18 protein-coding genes are annotated in these 18,904 nt (G+C 69.7%); 17 read left to right on the top strand and 1 reads right to left on the bottom strand.

Annotated features, from left to right (window positions below):
- Positions 1-30: 30 nt before the first annotated feature.
- The 8 genes from EIK80_RS23270 (at position 31) to EIK80_RS23235 (ending at position 9,262) form a co-directional block, all read left to right on the top strand.
- Positions 31-894: a dienelactone hydrolase family protein gene (locus EIK80_RS23270; RefSeq protein ID WP_125159395.1), complete on the top strand. Its 864-nt coding sequence runs from the start codon at positions 31-33 to the stop codon at positions 892-894.
- 214 nt (positions 895-1,108) lie between these two features.
- Complete coding sequence (locus EIK80_RS23265; RefSeq protein WP_199743602.1) at positions 1,109-2,110, top strand: purine nucleoside permease; 1,002 nt, start codon at positions 1,109-1,111, stop codon at positions 2,108-2,110.
- Positions 2,111-2,312: 202 nt separating this feature from the next.
- The gene (locus tag EIK80_RS23260; RefSeq protein ID WP_370450257.1) at positions 2,313-2,681 is read left to right on the top strand and encodes a MarR family winged helix-turn-helix transcriptional regulator; all 369 of its coding nucleotides are present in this window, start codon (positions 2,313-2,315) and stop codon (positions 2,679-2,681) included.
- A 12-nt stretch (positions 2,682-2,693) separates the two neighbouring features.
- Positions 2,694-4,712, top strand: a complete 2,019-nt coding sequence (locus tag EIK80_RS23255; protein ID WP_125159392.1) for an FUSC family protein — start codon at positions 2,694-2,696, stop codon at positions 4,710-4,712.
- The gene (locus EIK80_RS23250; protein WP_125159391.1) at positions 4,709-4,918 is read left to right on the top strand and encodes a DUF1656 domain-containing protein; all 210 of its coding nucleotides are present in this window, start codon (positions 4,709-4,711) and stop codon (positions 4,916-4,918) included. Before EIK80_RS23255 ends, EIK80_RS23250 begins: the two co-directional genes overlap by 4 nt.
- 12 nt (positions 4,919-4,930) lie before the next feature.
- Positions 4,931-5,812, top strand: coding sequence for an efflux RND transporter periplasmic adaptor subunit (locus EIK80_RS23245; RefSeq protein WP_125159390.1), 882 nt, complete (start codon positions 4,931-4,933; stop codon positions 5,810-5,812).
- Complete coding sequence (locus tag EIK80_RS23240) at positions 5,809-7,227, top strand: efflux transporter outer membrane subunit (protein ID WP_125159389.1); 1,419 nt, start codon at positions 5,809-5,811, stop codon at positions 7,225-7,227. The genes EIK80_RS23245 and EIK80_RS23240 overlap by 4 nt, the downstream gene beginning before the upstream one ends.
- A gap of 55 nt (positions 7,228-7,282) precedes the next feature.
- Positions 7,283-9,262 (top strand): TonB-dependent receptor, encoded by a 1,980-nt coding sequence (locus tag EIK80_RS23235; RefSeq protein WP_125159388.1) that lies wholly within the window; start codon positions 7,283-7,285, stop codon positions 9,260-9,262.
- Here EIK80_RS23235 and EIK80_RS23230 read toward each other — a convergent pair.
- Positions 9,259-10,005: a Crp/Fnr family transcriptional regulator gene (locus EIK80_RS23230; RefSeq protein WP_199743601.1), complete on the bottom strand. Its 747-nt coding sequence runs from the start codon at positions 10,003-10,005 to the stop codon at positions 9,259-9,261. The two genes, EIK80_RS23235 and EIK80_RS23230, sit on opposite strands and share 4 nt — an antisense overlap.
- A gap of 33 nt (positions 10,006-10,038) precedes the next feature.
- Here EIK80_RS23230 and EIK80_RS23225 point away from each other — a divergent pair, with 33 nt between their 5' ends.
- From EIK80_RS23225 to EIK80_RS23185, 9 genes are all read left to right on the top strand, one after another.
- Positions 10,039-12,051, top strand: coding sequence for a toll/interleukin-1 receptor domain-containing protein (locus tag EIK80_RS23225; RefSeq protein WP_125159386.1), 2,013 nt, complete (start codon positions 10,039-10,041; stop codon positions 12,049-12,051).
- A 17-nt stretch (positions 12,052-12,068) separates the two neighbouring features.
- Positions 12,069-12,485, top strand: coding sequence for a hypothetical protein (locus EIK80_RS23220; protein WP_125159385.1), 417 nt, complete (start codon positions 12,069-12,071; stop codon positions 12,483-12,485).
- Between the two features lie 11 nt (positions 12,486-12,496).
- The gene (locus EIK80_RS23215) at positions 12,497-14,236 is read left to right on the top strand and encodes an adenylate/guanylate cyclase domain-containing protein (RefSeq protein ID WP_125159384.1); all 1,740 of its coding nucleotides are present in this window, start codon (positions 12,497-12,499) and stop codon (positions 14,234-14,236) included.
- A 285-nt stretch (positions 14,237-14,521) separates the two neighbouring features.
- Complete coding sequence (locus EIK80_RS23210) at positions 14,522-14,716, top strand: hypothetical protein (RefSeq protein ID WP_125159383.1); 195 nt, start codon at positions 14,522-14,524, stop codon at positions 14,714-14,716.
- A gap of 176 nt (positions 14,717-14,892) precedes the next feature.
- Complete coding sequence (locus tag EIK80_RS23205) at positions 14,893-15,243, top strand: hypothetical protein (protein ID WP_125159382.1); 351 nt, start codon at positions 14,893-14,895, stop codon at positions 15,241-15,243.
- A 78-nt stretch (positions 15,244-15,321) separates the two neighbouring features.
- Positions 15,322-17,136, top strand: coding sequence for a PAS domain-containing hybrid sensor histidine kinase/response regulator (locus tag EIK80_RS23200; protein WP_255414610.1), 1,815 nt, complete (start codon positions 15,322-15,324; stop codon positions 17,134-17,136).
- Between the two features lie 163 nt (positions 17,137-17,299).
- Positions 17,300-17,623 (top strand): STAS domain-containing protein, encoded by a 324-nt coding sequence (locus EIK80_RS23195; protein ID WP_158624752.1) that lies wholly within the window; start codon positions 17,300-17,302, stop codon positions 17,621-17,623.
- Entirely contained in the window at positions 17,623-17,988 is a 366-nt protein-coding gene (locus tag EIK80_RS23190; RefSeq protein ID WP_125159379.1) for a response regulator, read from the top strand. Before EIK80_RS23195 ends, EIK80_RS23190 begins: the two co-directional genes overlap by 1 nt.
- Positions 17,985-18,904, top strand: a 920-nt coding sequence (locus EIK80_RS23185; protein WP_199743600.1) for an Hpt domain-containing protein, incomplete at its 3' end; no start/stop codon positions are given. The genes EIK80_RS23190 and EIK80_RS23185, both read left to right, overlap by 4 nt.

The raw sequence follows: 18,904 nt of genomic DNA, 5'->3' as shown, positions 1-18,904 counted from the left end.
TGCCGGCCCAAACATTCGGAGGAGACCGCCATGTGCGATGACGACATCCATCCAGGCCTCGTGCACGACCCCCGCCTTTCGCGTCGCGCCTTCGGTCTGCTGACGGTCGCGGCCACCGGCGCCGCCACGGTCGCCCGCGCCGATGACACGGTCGAGGAAAAGGACGTCGAGGTGAAGACGCCGGATGGCGTGGCCGACGCGGCGCTCTTCTATCCGAAGGCCAAGGGCAAGTACCCGGCGGTGCTGCTGTGGCCCGACGTCATGAGCCTGCGGCCGGTGTTCCGCGACATGGGCCGCCGCCTAGCCGCGGCCGGCTATGTGGTGCTGGTCCCCAACCTCTATTACCGCGTCAAGAAGGCGCCGGTGGTCGAGGGGACGTTCAACTTCGCCAACCCCGACGATCGCGCCAAGCTGACGCCGCTGCGCGCCTCGGTGACCACGGAGGGCACGTTCAAGGACGCGGCCGCCTACATCGCCTTCCTCGACGCGCAGGCCAAGACCGACAAGGCCAAGAAGGCCGGCGTGCAGGGCTACTGCATGGGCGGTCCGCTGTCGTTCCGCACGGCCGGCGCGGTCCCGGGCCGCATTGGCGCGGTGGCCAGCTTCCACGGCGGCGGTCTGGTCACGGACAAGGAGGACAGCCCGCACCTGCTGATCCCCAAAACCCAGTCCGCATACCTGATCGAGATCGCCGACAACGACGACAAGCAGGACCCGACCGCCAAGGACAAGCTGAAGTCCGCCTTCGAGGCCGCCAAGCGGCCGGCCCAGGTCGAGGTCTTCGCCGGCGCCGCTCACGGTTGGACGGTGAAAGGCAGCCAAGTCTACAACGAGGCCGCCGCCGAGACGGCCTGGAGCAACCTGCTGGCGCTGTACAAGAAGGCGCTGGCCTAGGAACGTCGCGTCGCGCCTCTCTCGCCGGACGGGGGAGGGAGGCGCGATGAACAGCCTCGAAATCGCGCAGAGAAAAGGCAGGACCTGTCCTCACGACTGGAACTCCGCCGCCCCGTCGTCGTGGGCGTTGACGCATCCGGACGATGCATCGATAGCGTCGAGCCATGACCGACACCGCCGCCCGACAGGACGCCCAGATCGCCGGAGCCAACGCGTGAGACTGCTGGCCGCCGTTCTCGCCGCGCTTGCCCTCGCGGGCGGCGCCAGGGCGCAGGTTCCCGCCACCGCCCCGATCAAGGTCAAGGTCTTCGTCGCCGCCATGTTCGAGATCGGCGAGAACACCGGCGACCGCGCCGGCGAGTTCCAGCCCTGGTACGAGCGCTATTGGCGCCAGAGCGCGCCCAAGATCGTCAAGGGCGCTCTGAAGCCCGTCTACTGCAACCCCGACGGGGTCTGCGGCTCGACCCTGGGTATGGGCAAGGTCAATGCGTCGGCCTCGATGCAGGCCATCCTGCTGGATCCGGCCTACGACTTTTCACAGACCTATTTCGTCCTCAGCGGCGTCGGCGGGACGCCGCCTTCGCGCGGGACGATCGGCGACGTTTCCTGGGCGACCTGGCTGGTCGACTATGACCTCGGCCATCGCTGGGCGCCCGAAGAGAACACGCCCGGCGCGCCGACCTTCATGCCGCGCGCCGGCTACGAGGAGTATCGCCGCTTCAAGCTCGACCCGATCCTGGTCGGCTGGGCCGTGCGGTTGTCCAGGGGCGCTCCCATGCAGGACAGCGACGACGCCCGCCGCTACCGCATGCGCTATGCCGACGCCCGGGCGCGCGCGGCGCCCTCCGTCATGGTCGGCACGCACATGACCGGCGACACATTCTTCCACGGTCCCGGCCTGTCGAAGGAGGCCCAGTCCATCGCCAAGCTCTACGGCGCCGACGACTATGTGATCACCGAGATGGAGGCCGCCGCTCTGGCCCTGGTGATCAAGCGCCAATGGGGAACTGGGCGCATCTTGAGCCTGCGCGGGGCGGTCAACTTCGACCAGGGCGCGCCGGGTGAAACAACCCTGCAGCATCTCGACCCGGCGCCTGGGCAAACAGCCGGCGGCTTCGCCGAGACCGTCGCCAATATCGGCGTGGTCGGCGCGCGCGTCGTGGACCACATCGTCGCCGACTGGCCGCGCTGGCGGGATGGCCCACCGCCCCTCTGAGCCGCCTCCCAATGAGCGGCGCAAGACTCGAGCGGCGCCGCCCTTGCGATGAGATAGGTAGGATGCTATCTAATTTAGATAGGAAGCTACCTATTTAATCGATCGTTGTTCCATGATCTCCATTCGCACCCTTGATGAACGCGCCTTCGCCCAGGGCCTGCTGCGCCTGGCGCGGATCTATCGGCGGGAGGTCAATCGCGCCCTGGCCGCGCATGGCATTTCGGACGCCAAGGCGATGCCGGTGCTGCACATCGCCCGCGCGGGCGGCGGCATGCGCCAGGGCATGCTGGCCGAGGAGATCGGGGTGGAGGGGCCGTCCCTGGTCCGGATTCTCGATCAGTTGAGCCAGGCGGGTCTGGTCGAGCGCCGCGACGATCCCTCCGACAAGCGGGCCAAGACGCTGCACCTCACATCCGAGGGCCAGGCGCTGGCGGCGGTGGTCGAGGATGCCGTGCAGGTGGTCCGGGCTCAACTGCTGGCCGACGTCGGCGACGCCGATCTCGCCGCCGCCGTACGGACCTTCACCGCGTTCGAAGCCGCCTTGAACGCGGCTGCCGGGCAAGGGGCGTAGAGCGCTTCCACCATGTTCCCCAAGTTCGATCGGCATACGCTGCTGTTCTCGGCGAACAGCTTCGCGGCGGCGATGCTCGCCCTCTATATCGGCTTCGCTCTGGGCCTTCCGCGCCCCTACTGGGCGATGACCACGGCCTATATCGTCAGCCAGCCGCTGGCGGGGGCCGTGCGCTCCAAGGCGCTGTACCGCGTGCTGGGCACCGTGCTCGGCGCGGCCGCCGCCGTCGCCCTCGTGCCCAATCTCGTCAACGCGCCGGTGCTGCTGTGCCTGGCCCTGGCCCTGTGGGTCGGCGGCTGTCTGACCATCTCGCTGCTGGACCGCACCCCGCGTAGCTACCTCCTGATGCTGTCCGGCTACACGGCCGCGATCATCGGCTTTCCCAGCGTCAATCAGCCAGGCGCGATCTTCGATGTCGCCGTCTCGCGGGTGATCGAGATCGGCCTGGGCATTCTCTGCGCCACCCTGATTCACAGCCTGGTCTTCCCGCGTCCGGTCGGGACGGTGCTGAAGCAGCGCCTCTCCACCTGGCTGGGGGAGGCCGACCGCTGGGCGCTGGACGTGCTGCATGGCGAGGACGGCGAGGCTATCGCCCGCGACCGCCGCCACCTAGCCGCCGCCGCCAGCGAGATCCAGATGCTGGCCGTCCACCTGCCGTTCGACACCTCGCGCCTGCGCGAGACCACCGGCGTAGTCCGAGCCCTACACGAGCGCATGCTGGTGCTGATCCCGCTGCTGTCGGGCCTAGCCGACCGCATGGAGGCCCTGCGTGAGGTTCGCGACGACCGCGTCCGCGCCGCTCTGAACGCGGTCACGGCCTGGATCGAGGCCGGTTCGCCCCGCGACCGGGGTCTCGACCTGATCGAGCGCCTGGACAAGCTGGCCGCCCACCGCCGCGGCTCGGCGTGGTCGGCCCTGCTGATCGAGAGCCTGCTGGCGCGCCTGTCGGCGACCGTCCGAGCCCTGGCCGAGGGCCACGCCCTGATGGCCCGCTTCGACGATCCCGACGCGCCGCTGTCGCCCGGCCTGGAGGCCTCGACCCGCGCCAAGGGGCAGCGCGCGATGCACGCCGATCTGCCGCTGGCCTTGCTGTCGGGCGGGGCGGCGGCGATCGCCATCCTGCTGTCCTGCGCGACCTGGATCCTGGCCGGCTGGGGCGACGGCGCCGCCGCCCCGGTCATGGCGGCCGTGTTCTGCTGCTTCTTCGCGGCGATGGATGATCCGGTGCCGGCCATCAAGAGCTTCGGCGTCTACACCCTGCTCTCCCTGCCGCTGTCGGCGATCTACATGTTCGCCATCTTGCCCGCGATCGACGGCTTTCCGTTGCTGGTCCTGACCATGGCCCCGCCGCTGCTGTTCCTGGGCCTCTACATCCCCGACCCGCGCCGGGCAGGCGCGGCCCTGGCGGTATTGATGGGCTTCTCCAACGCCCTGGCCTTGCAGGAGACGTTCAGCGCCGACTTCGCGAGCTTCCTGAACGGCAATCTGGGCCAGTTCGTCGGCCTGTTGTTCGCGATCATCGTCACGGCCGGCTTGCGGTCGATGGGCGTGGACGCCAGCGCCCGGCGCCTGCTGGTCCGCACCTGGAAGAGCCTGGCCCGCCTGGCCCGCGCCCGTCAGGCGCCCGAGGCGGCCGCCTTCGCCGCCATCCTGGTCGACCGCCTGGGTATCCTGACCCCCAAGCTGGCCGAGGCCGGCGCGCGCCACGACTTCGTCGGCGTCGACGCCCTGCGCGACCTGCGGGTTGGCATGAACCTGGTCGCCGTCCAGGCGGCTCGGCCGGACCTACCGCCCGAGGGCAAGGACCGGCTGGACGCCGCGCTCGACGGCGTCGGCGACCACTTCGCCGCCCTGGCCGCCGGAGCGGCCCGGAAACCCAGCGACGAGCTGCTGGCCCGTATCGACGCGGCCCTGCGCGGGCTGTCGATCGCCTCGGCCGCTTCGGCGGTGCAGGGCGTGTCGGGCCTGGTCGGCCTGCGCCGCAACCTCTTCCCCGAGGCTCCGGCCTTCGTTCCGGAGATCGCCCGATGATCGGTGAGTTCGCTATCGACGGGGTCTTCCTGTCGTCCGTCCTGGTCTCGGCCGTGATCGCGCTGGCCGCCTCGTTCGTGCTGCGCCGCGTGCTGTCGAAGGTCGGGGCCTACCGCTTGGTCTGGCATCCGGCGCTGTTCGACACCGCCCTGTTCGTCATCCTCTGGGCCGTCGTCGTGACGGTTCCTTCGCCCCTGAAATTCTGAAGTTCGGACCGCATGCCTCCGTTGAAGACCGTTCTACCGACCACAGCCCGCGCCGCCGTCACCGGCGTCGTCGTCATCGCCGCCCTGGTTGGCGGCAAGGCGCTGTGGACCCACTACCAGGTCGATCCCTGGACCCGCGACGGCCGCGTCCGGGCCGATGTCGTGCAGGTAGCTCCCGACGTCTCGGGCCTGGTCACCCGCGTCGACGCCGTCAACGACCAGACGGTCAAGGCCGGCCAACCGCTGTTCTATGTCGACCGCGAGCGCTACGCCCTGGCCTTGCGTCAGGCCGACGCCGCCGTCGAGGCCCAGCGTGCGACCCTCGCTCAGGCCCGTCGAGAACTGGCGCGCAACCGAACCCTCGGCGAACTGGTGGCCGGCGAGGTCACCGAGCAGAGCCTGTCCAAGGTCGAACAGAGCCAGGCGGCCCTCTTCCAGGCCCTGGCCGCCCGCGATGTCGCGGCCCTGAACCTGGAACGTACGGTGGTGGCGGCTCCCACTGACGGCTTCCTGTCGGACCTCACCCTGCGCGCCGGCGACTACGTCACCGCAGGCAAGCCGGTCCTGGCCCTGATCGACAGCCGCTCGTTCCGGGTCGAGGGCTATTTCGAGGAGACCAAGCTGTCGTCCTTGCGCATCGGCCAGCCGGTGACCGTCAAGGTCATGGGCGACGATCGACCGTTGAAGGGCCACATCCAGTCGATCGCCGCCGGCATCGAGGATCGCGACCGGGCCGCCAGCGGCAACCTGCTGCCCAACGTCAACCCCACCTTCAGCTGGGTTCGCCTGGCCCAGCGCGTGCCGGTGCGGGTAGCCTTGGACCAAACCCCGCGCGATCTGCGCCTGATCGCCGGCCGAACCGCCACCGTCGCGGTCGTGGGAGCCGGTCGATGAGCCCGCTGAAAGTCCTGGCGGTCGCCGGCTCGCTGCTGGCCTTGACCGCTTGCACGGCGGTCGGGCCGAACTACAAACTGCCCGCCGAGGCCAAGATCAACGCCCCGACGGCCCAGGGGCCGTTCCTGGGCGCGGCCTCGAAGGCGGTCAGCCAGGCCCCGGTCCCGGCCGGCTGGTGGAAGCTCTATGACGACCCGGTTCTGAACAGCTTGGTCGAAGAGGCCTTGAGGGCCAACACCGACCTGCGCGTCGCCGCCGCCAACCTGGCGCGGTCCCAGGCCATCGCCGGCGAGGCCGACGACGCGGGCGGCTTCAAGCTCGGCGCCTCGGCGGGCGCTATGCATTCTCGGGAGTCGGGCGAGCAGTACCTGCTGACCGAACAGCTGCCGGTCGAGAACCTGGCCGACGCAGGGGTGAAGGTCTCCTATCAAGTCGACCTAGTGGGTCGGATCAGGCGCGCCGCCGAGGCCGCCCATGCCGACGCCGAGGCCAGCCAGGCGGCCCTCGACCTGGCCCGCGTCAGCGTCGCCGCCGACGTCGCCCGCGCCTATGTCGAGGCCTGCGCCAACGGCCACGAACTGGCTGTCGCCCAGCACGCGGTCGACCTGCAGTCGCGCAGCCTGGACGTCACTCGCAAGCTGATGAGGGCGGGCAGGGGGACGGCCGTCGATCTGTCCCGCGCCCAGGCCCAGCTGGATCTCTCCCGCGCCAGCCTGCCGACCTACCAGAGCCGGCGACGCGCGGCGCTCTACAGGCTGGCGACCCTGACCGGAAAGCCGCCGGCCGAGTTTCCCAAGGCGGTCGAGGCCTGCGTTCATCCGCCGATCCTGACCCAGCCGATCCCGGTCGGCGACGGGGCGGCCCTGCTGAAGCGCCGCCCCGACGTGCGCCAGGCCGAACGAACCTTGGCCGGCGCCACGGCCCGGATCGGCGTCGCCACGGCCGCGCTCTATCCGAACGTCACCCTGGGCCTCGGCGCGGGCTCGACGGGCCTGCTGGCCGACATCGGCCAGGCGCCGGCCAACCGCTGGGGCCTGACCTCGCTGATCACCTGGACCCTGCCGGGCGAGGCCGAACGGGCTCGCATCCGCCAAGCCGAGGCTGGCGCGGACGGCGCGCTGGCCCGGTTCGATGGGGTGGTTCTGAATGCCCTGCGCGAGACCGAGACCAGCCTGGACGCCTACGCCCACGACCTGCGGCGCCAGGCGGCTCTGAGGGCGGCCCGCGACCAGGCCGTCCTCGCCGAGACCCAGGCCCAGACGCTCTACCGCGCCGGCCGCAGCCCCTACCTGGCCGGCCTCGACGCCCAGCGCGTCCTGGCCCAGTCGGAAGCGGCCCTGGCGACGGCCGACAGCCAGGTGGCCACCGACCAGGTCAACCTGTTCCTGGCCCTGGGCGGCGGCTGGGAACGATAGCGGCGCGGTGCGGCTTTGGGCTAAGCATAACCCTCCGCCACAGTAGAGTTCGCCCGTGCCGTTTGACGTCCCGCCGCCCTCGGTTTCCACGGTCGTCGTCGAGCCGCCGCGGCTGCTGCCGCTGGCCGGGCAGGAGGCCTTCTCGACAGCCTACTATGACGGCGCCGAGCTGGGGGCCCAGGCGCGGCTGGACGATGTCTTGAAGACAACGCCCGGCGTGTCGCTGTTCCGCCGCACCGGCAGCGACGCGGCCAACCCGACCATCCAGGGGCTTTCCCTGCGGGGTGTCGCGCCGTCCGGCGCGGGCCGGGCGCTGGTCACCTTGGACGGAGCGCCGCAGAATGATCCGTTCGGCGGCTGGGTGATCTGGACCGCGCTCCCGGGCGAGGGCCTGTCCGGCGCCACGGTCGTGCGCGGCGCGGGGGCGGGACCCTACGGGGCCGGCGCCCTGACCGGCGTGGTGGCCCTGCGCGAACGGGCGGCCGGTGGCGGCCTGACCAGCTTCACGGCCGAGGCCCGCGAGCGCGACGGTTGGCGCGTGGCCGGGACCTTCGGAACCCAGCACCTGCTGCTGACCGCCAGCGGCTCGCGCACCGACGGCTATCGCCCCGTCCGGGGCGCGGCGGCCGGCGCGGCCGATGCGCCGACGACGCTTGAGGACGGCTCGATCGCCGCCCGGGTGCAAGGCGACCTCGGCGGCGCGCGCTGGGCGATCCGCGCGGGCGCCTTCCAAGAGAGGCGAGACGCGGGCCTGGTCGGCGCGCGGTCGAACGCCACCGGCGCCTCCTTGGCCGTGACCGTGGCCGGCGACGACTGGCGCGTACAGGCCTGGGCGCGCCGGAGCGATCTCGAAAACACCTCCGTCGCCGTCGCCGCCGGCCGCGTCGGCGCGACCCCCGCCAACGATCAGTATTCGACCCCGGCCAGCGGCTATGGCCTCAACGCCGCCTGGCAGGGCGCGCTGGGGGAATGGACGTGGGAGCTAGGCGGCGACGCCCGCATGACCGAGGGTGAGACTCACGAGCGCTTCCGCTACATGGCCGGCGTCTTCACCCGCCAGCGCGCGGCCGGCGGCCGGACCCTGGTGGGCGGGGGCTATGCCGAGGCCGCCTGGAACCGACCGGATTTCTCCCTGGTCGCCGGCGCGCGGCTGGACGGCTGGCGCGCCTATGACGGCGTCCGGCGCGAGCGGGACACGGCCACCGGAGCCTTGACCGTGGACGCCCCGCCGGCCAACGCCTCGGGCGCGACGCCGACGGGGCGCATCGGCTTGCGTTGGCGCTTGGCGGGCGAGACCTGGGCGCGGGCGGCGGCCTATGCCGGGTTCCGCCCCCCGACGCTCAACGAATTGCATCGCCCGTTCCGGGTCGGCAACGATATCACGGAGGCCAACGCCGCCCTGAAGCCCGAGACCCTTTACGGCGTAGAGACCGGCCTGTCCGGCGCGGGCGCCGTGACGTGGAACCTCGGCGTCTTCTACAATCAGGTCCGGGACCCGATCACCAACGTCACTATCGGCATCGGCCCGGGGACCTTTCCGATCGCCGGTTTCATCCCGGCGGGCGGCGTGCTCCGGCAGCGCCAGAACGCCGGCCAGATCAACGCCTATGGTCTGGAAGCCGACGTCGCCGCCGACCTGTCGCCTGCCTGGACCGTGCGCGCCGCCCTCTCGGCGACCCACGCCCGCATCGACGGCGGCGCGGCGGCGGCTCAGCTGACCGACAAGCGCCCCGCCCAGGCCCCGGCGCTGACGGTCACCGCGGGCGCGCGCTGGCGGCCGCTGGAGCGCCTCCGGTTCGACGCCGACCTGCGCTACGAGAGCAAGCGGTTCGAGGACGATCTGAACCAGCGGGCGCTGAAGGCCGGGACCAGTCTGGACCTGCGCGCCGGCTGGATGCTGTCGCCGAGCACCGAGGTTTATCTGGCCGCGGACAACGCCCTCGACGCCAACCTCGCGGTTGGTCAGACAGCGGACGGCGTCACCAGCTATTCCGCACCGCGCACGATCTATATCGGCTTCGCCCTGAGACTTTAGACCTCGCCGCCGATCCGCTCGATCTCGGCGGCCAGGGCCGCCAGGTCCAGGACATGCAAGGTGCGGCCGGTCTGGCGGACGATCTCCAGGCTGGCCAGGCGATTGAGCTCGCGGGTGACCGGTTCGCGCTGGCTGCCCAGCAGGGCGGCGAGCTCGGCGTGGGTGGGGCAGGGGTGGATGACGCCGGTCTGGCCGTCCTCGCTATTGGCTGCGGCCAGGCGCAGGATCTCGATATCGACGCGGCAGGCGACCGAGACGGCGGTCAATTCGAACAAGCGGTCCGTCAGCGAACGGGTCAGTCCGGCCATGTCTTCCAGCAGCGCCCGCATGAAGCGCGGCGAGTCCTCGAACAGGCGCCGGACCAGACTCTGGGGCAGGCGGGCGAGACGGGAATCCTCGATCGCGACGATGTTGGCCGAGCGCGGCAGGCCGTCTATTGCCGAGATCTCGCCGAAATAGCCACCGGGAGTGATCCGGCGATAGCCGACCTCGCGCCCCGACTTGGCGTACTGGTTGGCCAGTAGCAGGCCGTCCAGCAGCAGATAGACGCCGCCGTCCTGGTCGCGGCGCTGCAGAATCATCTCGCCCTTGCCGTAGGATCGCTGCTCGATCGACGGCGCCAGGGCCTCGATCTCTTCGCGCGACATGTGCCGGAAGATCTTGTTGGCGCGATAGTCTTTGGACGGCTGCTCGAACATCGTATGGCTGATGGCGCGGGGGGGCGATGATGGAATCACGGTCATCGGGTACGCTCCTGCCGTCGAGTGGGGCGACGCATGAATAGCCGACAGCGGTACAAGGCCTTTATCAGCTATAGTCACCGCGACCGCAAAGCCGCCGAGTGGCTGCATCGGGCGCTTGAGACCTATCGCGCGCCGCGCGCCCTGGCGAGCGCCGACCGGTCCTTGCGTCCCATATTCCGCGATCGGGACGAGCTGAGCGCATCGGCCAACCTCAACCAGGTCATTCGCGATGCGCTGGACCTGTCCGACGCGCTGATCGTGCTGTGCTCGTCCGCCTCCGCCGCCTCGCGGTGGGTGGACCAGGAGGTGGCCTACTTCCTGACGGGCGGAGGCCCCGAACGAATCCTCTGCGTGATCACGCCCGATACGCCGCCCACGACCGCGCTGGGCGAAATCCTGCCGCCTTCGCTGCGTGCGGCCTTGCCGGCGGGCGTCGAGCCGCTGGCCGTCGATCTGCGGCCCGACGCCGACGGCAAGCGCCTGGCCCGGTTGAAGATCGCCGCCCGCCTGCTCGGTGTCAGCCTCGACCGGCTGGTGCAGCGCGACGCGCGTCGCCGTCTGCGGGTTATGGCGGCGTTCACCACCGTGGCGATGGCCGTGACCGTGGGCATGGGCGCCATGACCGTGGTCACGCTGAAGTCGCGCCAGATCGCCCGTGAGCAGCGCGACGAGACCGAGGCGCTGGTGGCCTACATGCTGGGCGACCTGCGCCAGCAACTGGAGCCCGTAGGTCGCCTTGATCTGCTGGACGGGGTCAGCGCCAAGGTGCTGGCCTACTACGGCAAGTCGCGCACGGACCGCCTCGACGACAAGGCCCTGGCCCAGCGCGCCAAGGCCCAGACCCTGCTGGGCACGATCCGCGAGCAGCGCGGCGACCTGGCCGGCGCGGAGGACGCCTTCGGTCAGGCGGCGGCGACCACCCACGCCCTGGCGGCGCGCGATCCCAAGAACGGCGACCGCATCTTCGACGAGGCCCAGAACGTCTTCTGGCTGGCCTACGTGCAGTGGCGGCGCGGCGATTTCTTGAAGGCCGAGGAAGGCCTCAAGCACTACGACGAACTGGCACAGCGCCTGGTCAAGCTGGATCCCAACCGCGCGGAATGGCGGGTCGAGGTCGGTTACGCCCGCAGCAATCTCGGCACGCTGCTGTTCGAACGGGGACGGCCCGAGGAAGCCCTGGCGGCCTTCCGCGGCGCCTTGGAGGTGTTTGGCGCGGAACTGGCCCGGGCGCCAAACGACAAGACCCGCATCGCCGACGCGACCAACAGCCAGGCTTGGGCGGCCGACTCCCTGCTGCGCCTGGGCCGGCCTCGCGAGGCCTTCGTCGAGCGCGAGCGGGCCGCCAACCTGCTGGCGCGGGCGGCGGCGGCCGATCCGGCCGACAAGCGCCTGGCGGCCAAGGACGTGGCGATGCAGCTGGCGCTGGCGCGGCTGGAAGTGGATCTGGGGCGCCTGGCGCAGGCCCGCGCGCGATCGGAGGCCAGCCTGCGCCGCCTCCATACCCTGTCGGCCCTGGACCCCAGCAATGCGCGCTGGCGTGAGTATCTGGTGGTCGGGCAACTGGACGCGGTCGAGATCGCCTGCTGGTCGGGCCATCTGGCCGAAGCCCGCGCAGCGTACGCGGGGGCGGCGGCCAGCCTTGCCGAGCTGAACGCCAGCGAGAAGGAGAAGGTCTGGCGGGCCGACCTGGAAGGGCGTCTCGCCAGACAGGCGATCATCCTGGCGCAGGAGGGCGGCGACCCGGGGAGGTCGCGCGACCTGGCGGCGGCGCTCCTGACGGCGCTGAAGGCCGGCAAGCCGGAGGAGACCGCCGAGCTGGAAGGCTTCGCGCGGTTCGCCCAGGGCCAGGCTTCGGAGGCGGTGTCCGTGTTGAGCCCCAAGCTGGCGTCGATGTCGCTGGCCAGTCGCGACGTCCTGGCGCGCGCCTATCTGGCGACGGGGGCGCGCAGCCAAGCTGGAAGCATCGTGCGCCTACTCAAAAAACAAGGCTACGAACACCCCGCCTTCCTTGCTTTTTGGCGAGATTCGCCTTCTGGTGGAATTTGAAGTCGGGAGAGAGTTAAATGAGCGAATCTGAACCTGAAAAGATCGTCAAACTGGTCATCGGCCTCGACGAACACTACAATTTTATGAATTTCGTCGATCCAGCCATGCCTACTCGGCTGAAACTGGACTTGACCGAGCGCTGCCTGCTCGTGTTTACGCTCAGCGATCAACTGATCAACGCCGGCTGGAGCTTCCAGCGTCGTCCGATCGAGATCGACCGTGACTACGGGGTGAATTTCTCCAGCTTTGTCTGGGTTCCCTACGGCATTGACGGCGAGGACAGCCCGCGCTCGCGCTTCAAGATCATCTACGAGTGCGCGCGGATGGGCGAGTATACCTACAGCCTTTTGATGATGGACTCGCATGGCCAGCTGATCAATCTCGATCCGGTCATCGAGAATGGCACGGGCCACATCGAGGGTAGCAAGGCCTGACCGTCGAGGCGGTGTTCGACCGCGAGCAAGTCGCCGCGCTGATCCGGCGCGGCGAGATTCTGGCCGCCTACGATATCGCCCATGCCGCCCTCGAGGCGGGGGAAGACGCGCGTGAGATCGCCTACACCGCTGTGCTCTGTCTGGCGCGCGCCGGGGCCGTCGATTTCGCGCGGGCCGAATATGTGCGCCTTGGCCTGGCCGACGCGGACGACCATGCGGACGCCGTCGCCTTGGGCGCGCGCCTTCTGAAGGATGTCGCCCTGGCGGCGCGCGGACCGCGCCGTATCGCTTTCGCCAAGGCCTCGCTCCGCCGATACGAGGCCTTGTCCCGCCGCTTCGGCGGGCTCTACGGCGCCGTCAACGCCGCGACCCTCGCCCTTGTGGCCGGCGACCGCGCCGGAGCCGCCGCGCGCGCCTCGGCGGTGCTGGCGACGCCGCCCACGCCGGGCCTGGAAGGCGAGGGCGCCTACTATGACGCCGCCAGCCGCGCCGAGGCCTGGTTTCTGATCGGCGACCAGGACGCCGCGCGCGAGACCCTGGCGGCCGCCATGGCGTCCGCGCCCTCAGCCTACGCCGCCCACGCCTCGACCCTGCGTCAACTGGAGATGCTGTGCCGCGAGACCGGCGTGGATCCCGATTGGCTGGCGCCCTTCCGGCCGCCGCTCTGCGCGCACTTCACCGGTCACATCACCAGCCTGCCCGAAGACGCGTTGCGCCAGCGTATCGACCGCGTGCTACGCGAGCAGCGCGTCGGTTTCGCCTATGGCGGCCTTGCGGCAGGCGCGGACATCCTCTTCGCCGAGGCGCTGCTGGACGCTGGCGGCGAACTGCATGTCGTCCTGCCCGTGAGCCTCGCCTCGTTCGTAGAGGTGTCGGTGGCGCCGTTTGGCGAGGACTGGGTCCCGCGCTTCGAACGCTGTCTCGCGCGCGCCACCTCGATCCGCTACGCCTCTCAGGACCCCTATCGCGGCGATGAGCAGGTCTTCGCCTATTCCAGCCAGTTCGCCATGGGTTGCGCGGTATTGCGCGCCGAGACCCTGTCGACCGAGGCGATCCAGCTGGCCGTCTGGGACGGGTACGTCGCGCCCGGCCCGGCCGGCGTCTCGGCGGACATGGCCTATTGGCGGGGCAGCGAAAGGCGGCTCGCGGTCATCGAGGTGCAGCGTCCGCCGCCCTGTCCGTCACGCTGGGCGGCGCCGTCGGCGAGGGACGAGCGGCGGGCGATGAAGGCCATGCTGTTCGCCGACGTCCAGGGCTTCGGCGCACTCCGCGACGACCAGATCCCGGCCTTCATCGAGGGCGTGATGGGGCGCATGGCCGAGACGGTCGAGGGGCTGGCCGAGCCGCCGTGTCACATCGAGACCTGGGGCGACGGGCTGTTCCTTGTCTTCGACCGGCCGATCGACGCGGCCCTGGCGGCGCTGGCGCTGCTGGAGGCCCATCGGACGCTGGACCTGAAGGCCCTGGGCCTGCCGCGCGGCCTTGGCCTGCGCATAGGCGGCCACTACGGCCCCGTCCATCTGCGGACCAATCCGTTGACCAAGGCTCCGGCGGTGATCGGCGCCCACGTCGTGGTGGCCGCCCGTATCGAGCCGGACGTCGCGCCGGGCTCGGCTTATGTCAGCGAAGCCCTCGCCGGGGCGTTGGCGACCTTTCACGGCGACCGCGTTCGCTGTGGCTATGTCGGCCGCACCCAGGGGCGCAAGGGCTTCCCGGCGACTCCGATCTTCAGCCTGTCGCGTGCGCTCTAGACGCGCTCAAGCGCTCAACGATCGCACGCCTAGGGCGCGATGGCCGCAATTGTAAACCTTCCCGGGAAAACCGTAATTTTTCCCGATGTGCATATCCGCACATCCATGTCGCCCCTCCACGAACATGGTTCAGCCGTCGACCGCGACAGGCAGCAACCCATTCCCTGGATCAAGCCCATCGCAGGCCGCGTGAACCGACTGGGGACCCGGCCACCCGCCGGCTGGGTCCTCTTTTTCGAAGCCTCAGCCAGGTCGGAGATCCGACCTCAAAACAGGAGCCGCGCCGTGCAATTCGACGAAGTTCTCTCCGACACCCCTTCCAATCCGGAAACCGGCCGGACCTTCCTGCGCCACGCCCTGCGCGTTTGGGCCCGCGAAAACGGCGTGGCCGACGACCGACTGCCCGACGTGGTCCACAACATCCTGGACTTCGCGGTCGGCTCTCTCCGCGGCCAGCCTCAACAGGGCCTGGGCGCCTGATCTTCCGCCTTTCAGCGACGCGACCTCGTCGTTCCCGATGTGTGGGGCATTGGGGACGACGGGCCGAGGGAAGCCCGCGTGCGCGGAGCGCATGGCCTCCGTCGCGAAGGACCTGAGCGGCGGGGCCGCTCGGGTCCTCCTTAACATCTGATCCCGCAACGCACCGGAACCGAGACATGCTGGCCTTGCTGAGCCTTTTCGACAGCCCGATCGTTCGCCTCCTCGCGGAAATCCTCGCTGTGGCGCTGTTGCCGACGGTGGCGTTCCTGGTTCTACGGCTGCTGGGCGCCGAGACGCGCCTGGCCCAGTCACGGCAAATCGCCAGCGACCTCGCGGCCGATCGCGATCGCATCCTGGCCGAGCTGGCCCTGAGCCGCGAGCGCCTGGCCGAGACCCGTCAGGCGGCGGGCCGGGCCCAGGCCGAGGCCGCGGAGCGCGAAGTGCGGCTCAAGGCGTTGGCCGATGCCCGTTACGAGCTCGGCGAGCGTCGGACGATCGTCGACAGCTTCCGCGACGTCGGACTCTGACGGGCCGCCAACCCGACGTTAACGCCACGGGGCGCTATCTATTAGCGAGCGCGGGCTGGGCCGCGCGGGGGCGGCGCGTTGAACTGTCTTTGGAGCCTGGAACGGGACGGTCGCATTCAGCACATGAATGACGCTGCGGCGACGTTCGCCGGCGCCACCCTGATCGAGGCGCGCGGAAAGCCCTGGCGCGACTACTGGCCTGAGCAGAACCGCTTCTCCGTCGACCGCGCGTTGGCCTCGGCCGCCGAGGGGCGGGTGGCCCGGTTCCGGACGTTCGACGCCCGCGGCGGCGCGGCCCGCACCTATCACGACACCACGATCGCTCCGGTCTGCGACGCGGACGGCGCGGTGACCGCGTTGGTCGCCGTTTCGCACGACGCAACCGCCGAGGTGGAGGCCGAGGCGCTGATGCGGTCGGTCGTCCAGTCGCTCCCGTCGCCCCTGATGGTCAGGTCGGCGCGGAGCCGCCGCTACGTGCTGTGGAACCGCGCGGCGGAAGCCCTCTTTGGCGTCGACGCCGACGACGCCTTGGGGCGCACGCCCGAGGAGCTGTTCGATCCGGACTTGGCCAGGGCCGTCGCGGTCGGCGATCCGGACGCTCTGCGGATGGGCGAGACCCACATCGCCGCTGGCGTCGTCATGCCGCCAGCGCTGGGCGGCGGTGTGTTCGACATTAAGTCGCTGGCCACCTTCGACGACCAGGGACCGCGCCACGTCATCTGCCTGGGCGAGGAGATCACCGAGCGGCTGGAGCAGGCCAAGGCCCTGCGCGTGGCGCTGGACGCCGCCGAACGCGCCAGTCAGGCCAAGAGCGCCTTCCTGGCCAATATGAGCCACGAAGTCCGCACGCCGTTGCACGGCATCGTCGCTGGAGCGGACATACTGGCCCGCGCCGCCCTCGACCCGAAGGCGCGCGAGCTGGTCGACATGATCCGCGGCTCCGGCCGGACGCTGGAGCGCCTGCTCGACGACCTGCTGGACGTCGTGCAGATCGAGGGCGACCGCGTCCGCATCGTCGATGGGCCGTTCCATCTGGGAGAACTTCTCCGGTCTATCGCGGCGATGGCGCAACTGAGTCTGGGCGAGATCGAGGCCAAGTTCTCGCTCGTCCTGCCGCCGGAGCTGGACGGCGAACTGATCGGCGACGGCGTGCGCCTGGGTCAGGTGATCGGCAACCTGGTGCGCAACGCGATCAAGTTCACCGAACGCGGCGCCATCACGCTGACGGCGACTCTCGGGGCGGGAGATCGCGTCCGCTTCGAGGTCGCCGACACTGGCATCGGCTTCGACACCGCCGAGAAGGCGCGTCTGTTCGAGCGCTTCCAGCAGGCCGACGCCTCGATCACTCGCCAGTTTGGCGGCATGGGTCTGGGATTGTCGATCTCTAGCGACCTAGTGTCGCTGATGGGTGGGGTCCTGGACTGCGAGAGCGCGCCGGGCCACGGCGCGCGGTTCTGGTTCGAGCTCTCGCTGCCGCCCTCGGTCGCCGGCGGCGCGCAAGGATCGAGCCCGGCGGCTGCGGAGCGGACGCTAAGGGTCCTCGTCGCCGACGACCACCCGGCCAATCGTCGTATCGTGGAGCTGATGCTGGCCGAGGCCGCCGAGGTGACCTGCGTCGAAAACGGTCTCGAGGCCGTGCGCGCCTACCTCGTCGAGCGGCCCGACGTGGTGCTGATGGACATGCAGATGCCCGTCATGGACGGTCTCTCGGCGGTAAGCGAGATCCGTCGCCTGGAAGTCGCCGGCGGCCAGGAGCGCCGGCCGATCTTCATGCTGACGGCCAACGCTGGCGACGAGCATGTCCGCGCCAGCCTGGCGGCCGGAGCTGATCGTCACCTGCAGAAGCCGATCACCGCCGCCAGCCTGTTCGGCGCCCTGCAGGCCGTGCTGTAGGCGATCGACCGTATCGCATGCGCGAAGAACCGCGCGTTGTGGACATAATGTCGCAGCCCTTGGGGTTGCCGAGTTTACCTTAATTTAAGCCTGGCAACTGCACCTTAGGTGGCAGGTATAGTTCCGTTCATTTGACGGTCTATATTTGTGCGCGGGGGCGACAGTGTCAGACGAGTTTCAAGATTCGGTTGTCCGATTTTCGGGTAACGTTAGTATCTCAAATATTGCGGATGCGCACGGTATTTTGCTCGCGGCTCTCGAGCAGAACAATTCCATCACAATTGAAATCGACGACCTCGAAGAAGTGGATTTGACCTTCGTTCAGCTGATCGAGTCTGCTCGGCGCTCAGCCGCGGAAGGTGAACGCTCGATCGCGTTGAGAAAGGCCGCGCAAGGCGCGGTCCTGCAGGTCCTGCAGCGAGGTGGTTTCCTGGATCCCGAAGAGCGGGATCGGACGAACTTCTGGCTTCAAGGGGCGAACCAATAATGACTGCGATCCTCACCGTCGATGACTCGGCCTCCATTCGCGCGGCTATCAAGATCGCCCTGACCGGCGAAGGCTACAGCGTCACCGAGGCCGCCCATGGGGCCGAGGGCCTGGATAAGGCCTCGGCGGGCGGCTTCGACCTGATCGTCACCGACCTGAACATGCCGATCATGGACGGACTGACCATGATCCGCGAGCTGAGGCAGCGCCCGGCCGGCGCGGGCGTGCCGATCCTGTTCCTGACCACCGAATCCGACGCCGACGTGAAGGCTCAGGCCAAGGCGGCCGGCGCGACCGGCTGGCTGACCAAGCCCTTCGATCCCGAACAACTGGTGCGGGTCGTCAAGAAGGTGCTCGCCAAATGAGCGGCCTCGATCCCATCGAGACGTTCCGCCAGGAGGCCCAGGAGCTGCTGGAGCAGGTCGAACAGGGTCTGCTCGACTTGGCGCGTCGTCCGGGGGATCGCGCGCTCATCGACACCATCTTCCGGGGGCTGCACACCTTGAAGGGCTCCGGGGCCATGTTCGGCTTCGACGCCCTGGCCGCTTTCACCCACCACTGCGAGACCGCCTTCGACCGCGTCCGCAAGGGCGAGGTGCCGGCTTCGCCGAGCCTGGTCTCGGCGGTCCTGGCCGCCCAGGACCACATGCGGGCTCTCGCCGAAGGCGCGCCCGTCGTCGACGGCGCCGGCGAAGCGCTGCTGGCCGACCTGCAGGCGGCCATCGACGGCGGCGAGGCGGCTCCGATCGCCGCGCCGGCCGAGCCGGGCCTCAACACCTTCAAGATCCGTTTCAGCCTGCCGGCCGACGCCCTGATCAATGGGGCGCGCCCGTTGCCGCTGTTGGACGAGCTGCGCGACCTGGGCGATACCCGCGTGCGGGTCATTACCGACGACGTCCCGCCGCTGGCCCAGCTGGCCCCAACCGAGTGCCGACTGGCCTGGGAAGTGCTGCTGACCACCAAGCACGACCGGGACGCCATCGACGACGTCTTCATCTTCGTGATCGACGAGATGACGCTGGAGGTCGAGGATCTGACGGCCGCCGCCGTCGAAAAACCCGAGGTCGTCGAAGCCGTCATCGCCCAGGAAGAGGCCGCGCCCGTCGCCGCCAACGCCCCGGCCGAAGCTGGCCGCGTCGCCTCGCAAGATGCGCGAGGAAAGTCCGGCGACACCGTCCGCGTTCCGGCCGAGCGCCTGGACGAACTGATGGACCGGGTGGGCGAGCTGGTCATCGCCCAGTCGCGCCTCAAGCAACTGGCCGCCTCGTCGTCCGACGTCGC

Origin of the sequence: Caulobacter sp. 602-1 (assembly GCF_003931565.1) — a bacterium.
In the GTDB taxonomy this organism is placed as follows: domain Bacteria; phylum Pseudomonadota; class Alphaproteobacteria; order Caulobacterales; family Caulobacteraceae; genus Caulobacter.
Note: the sequence above shows the minus strand (reverse complement) of the source record. Positions and strands in the feature narration are given on the sequence as shown.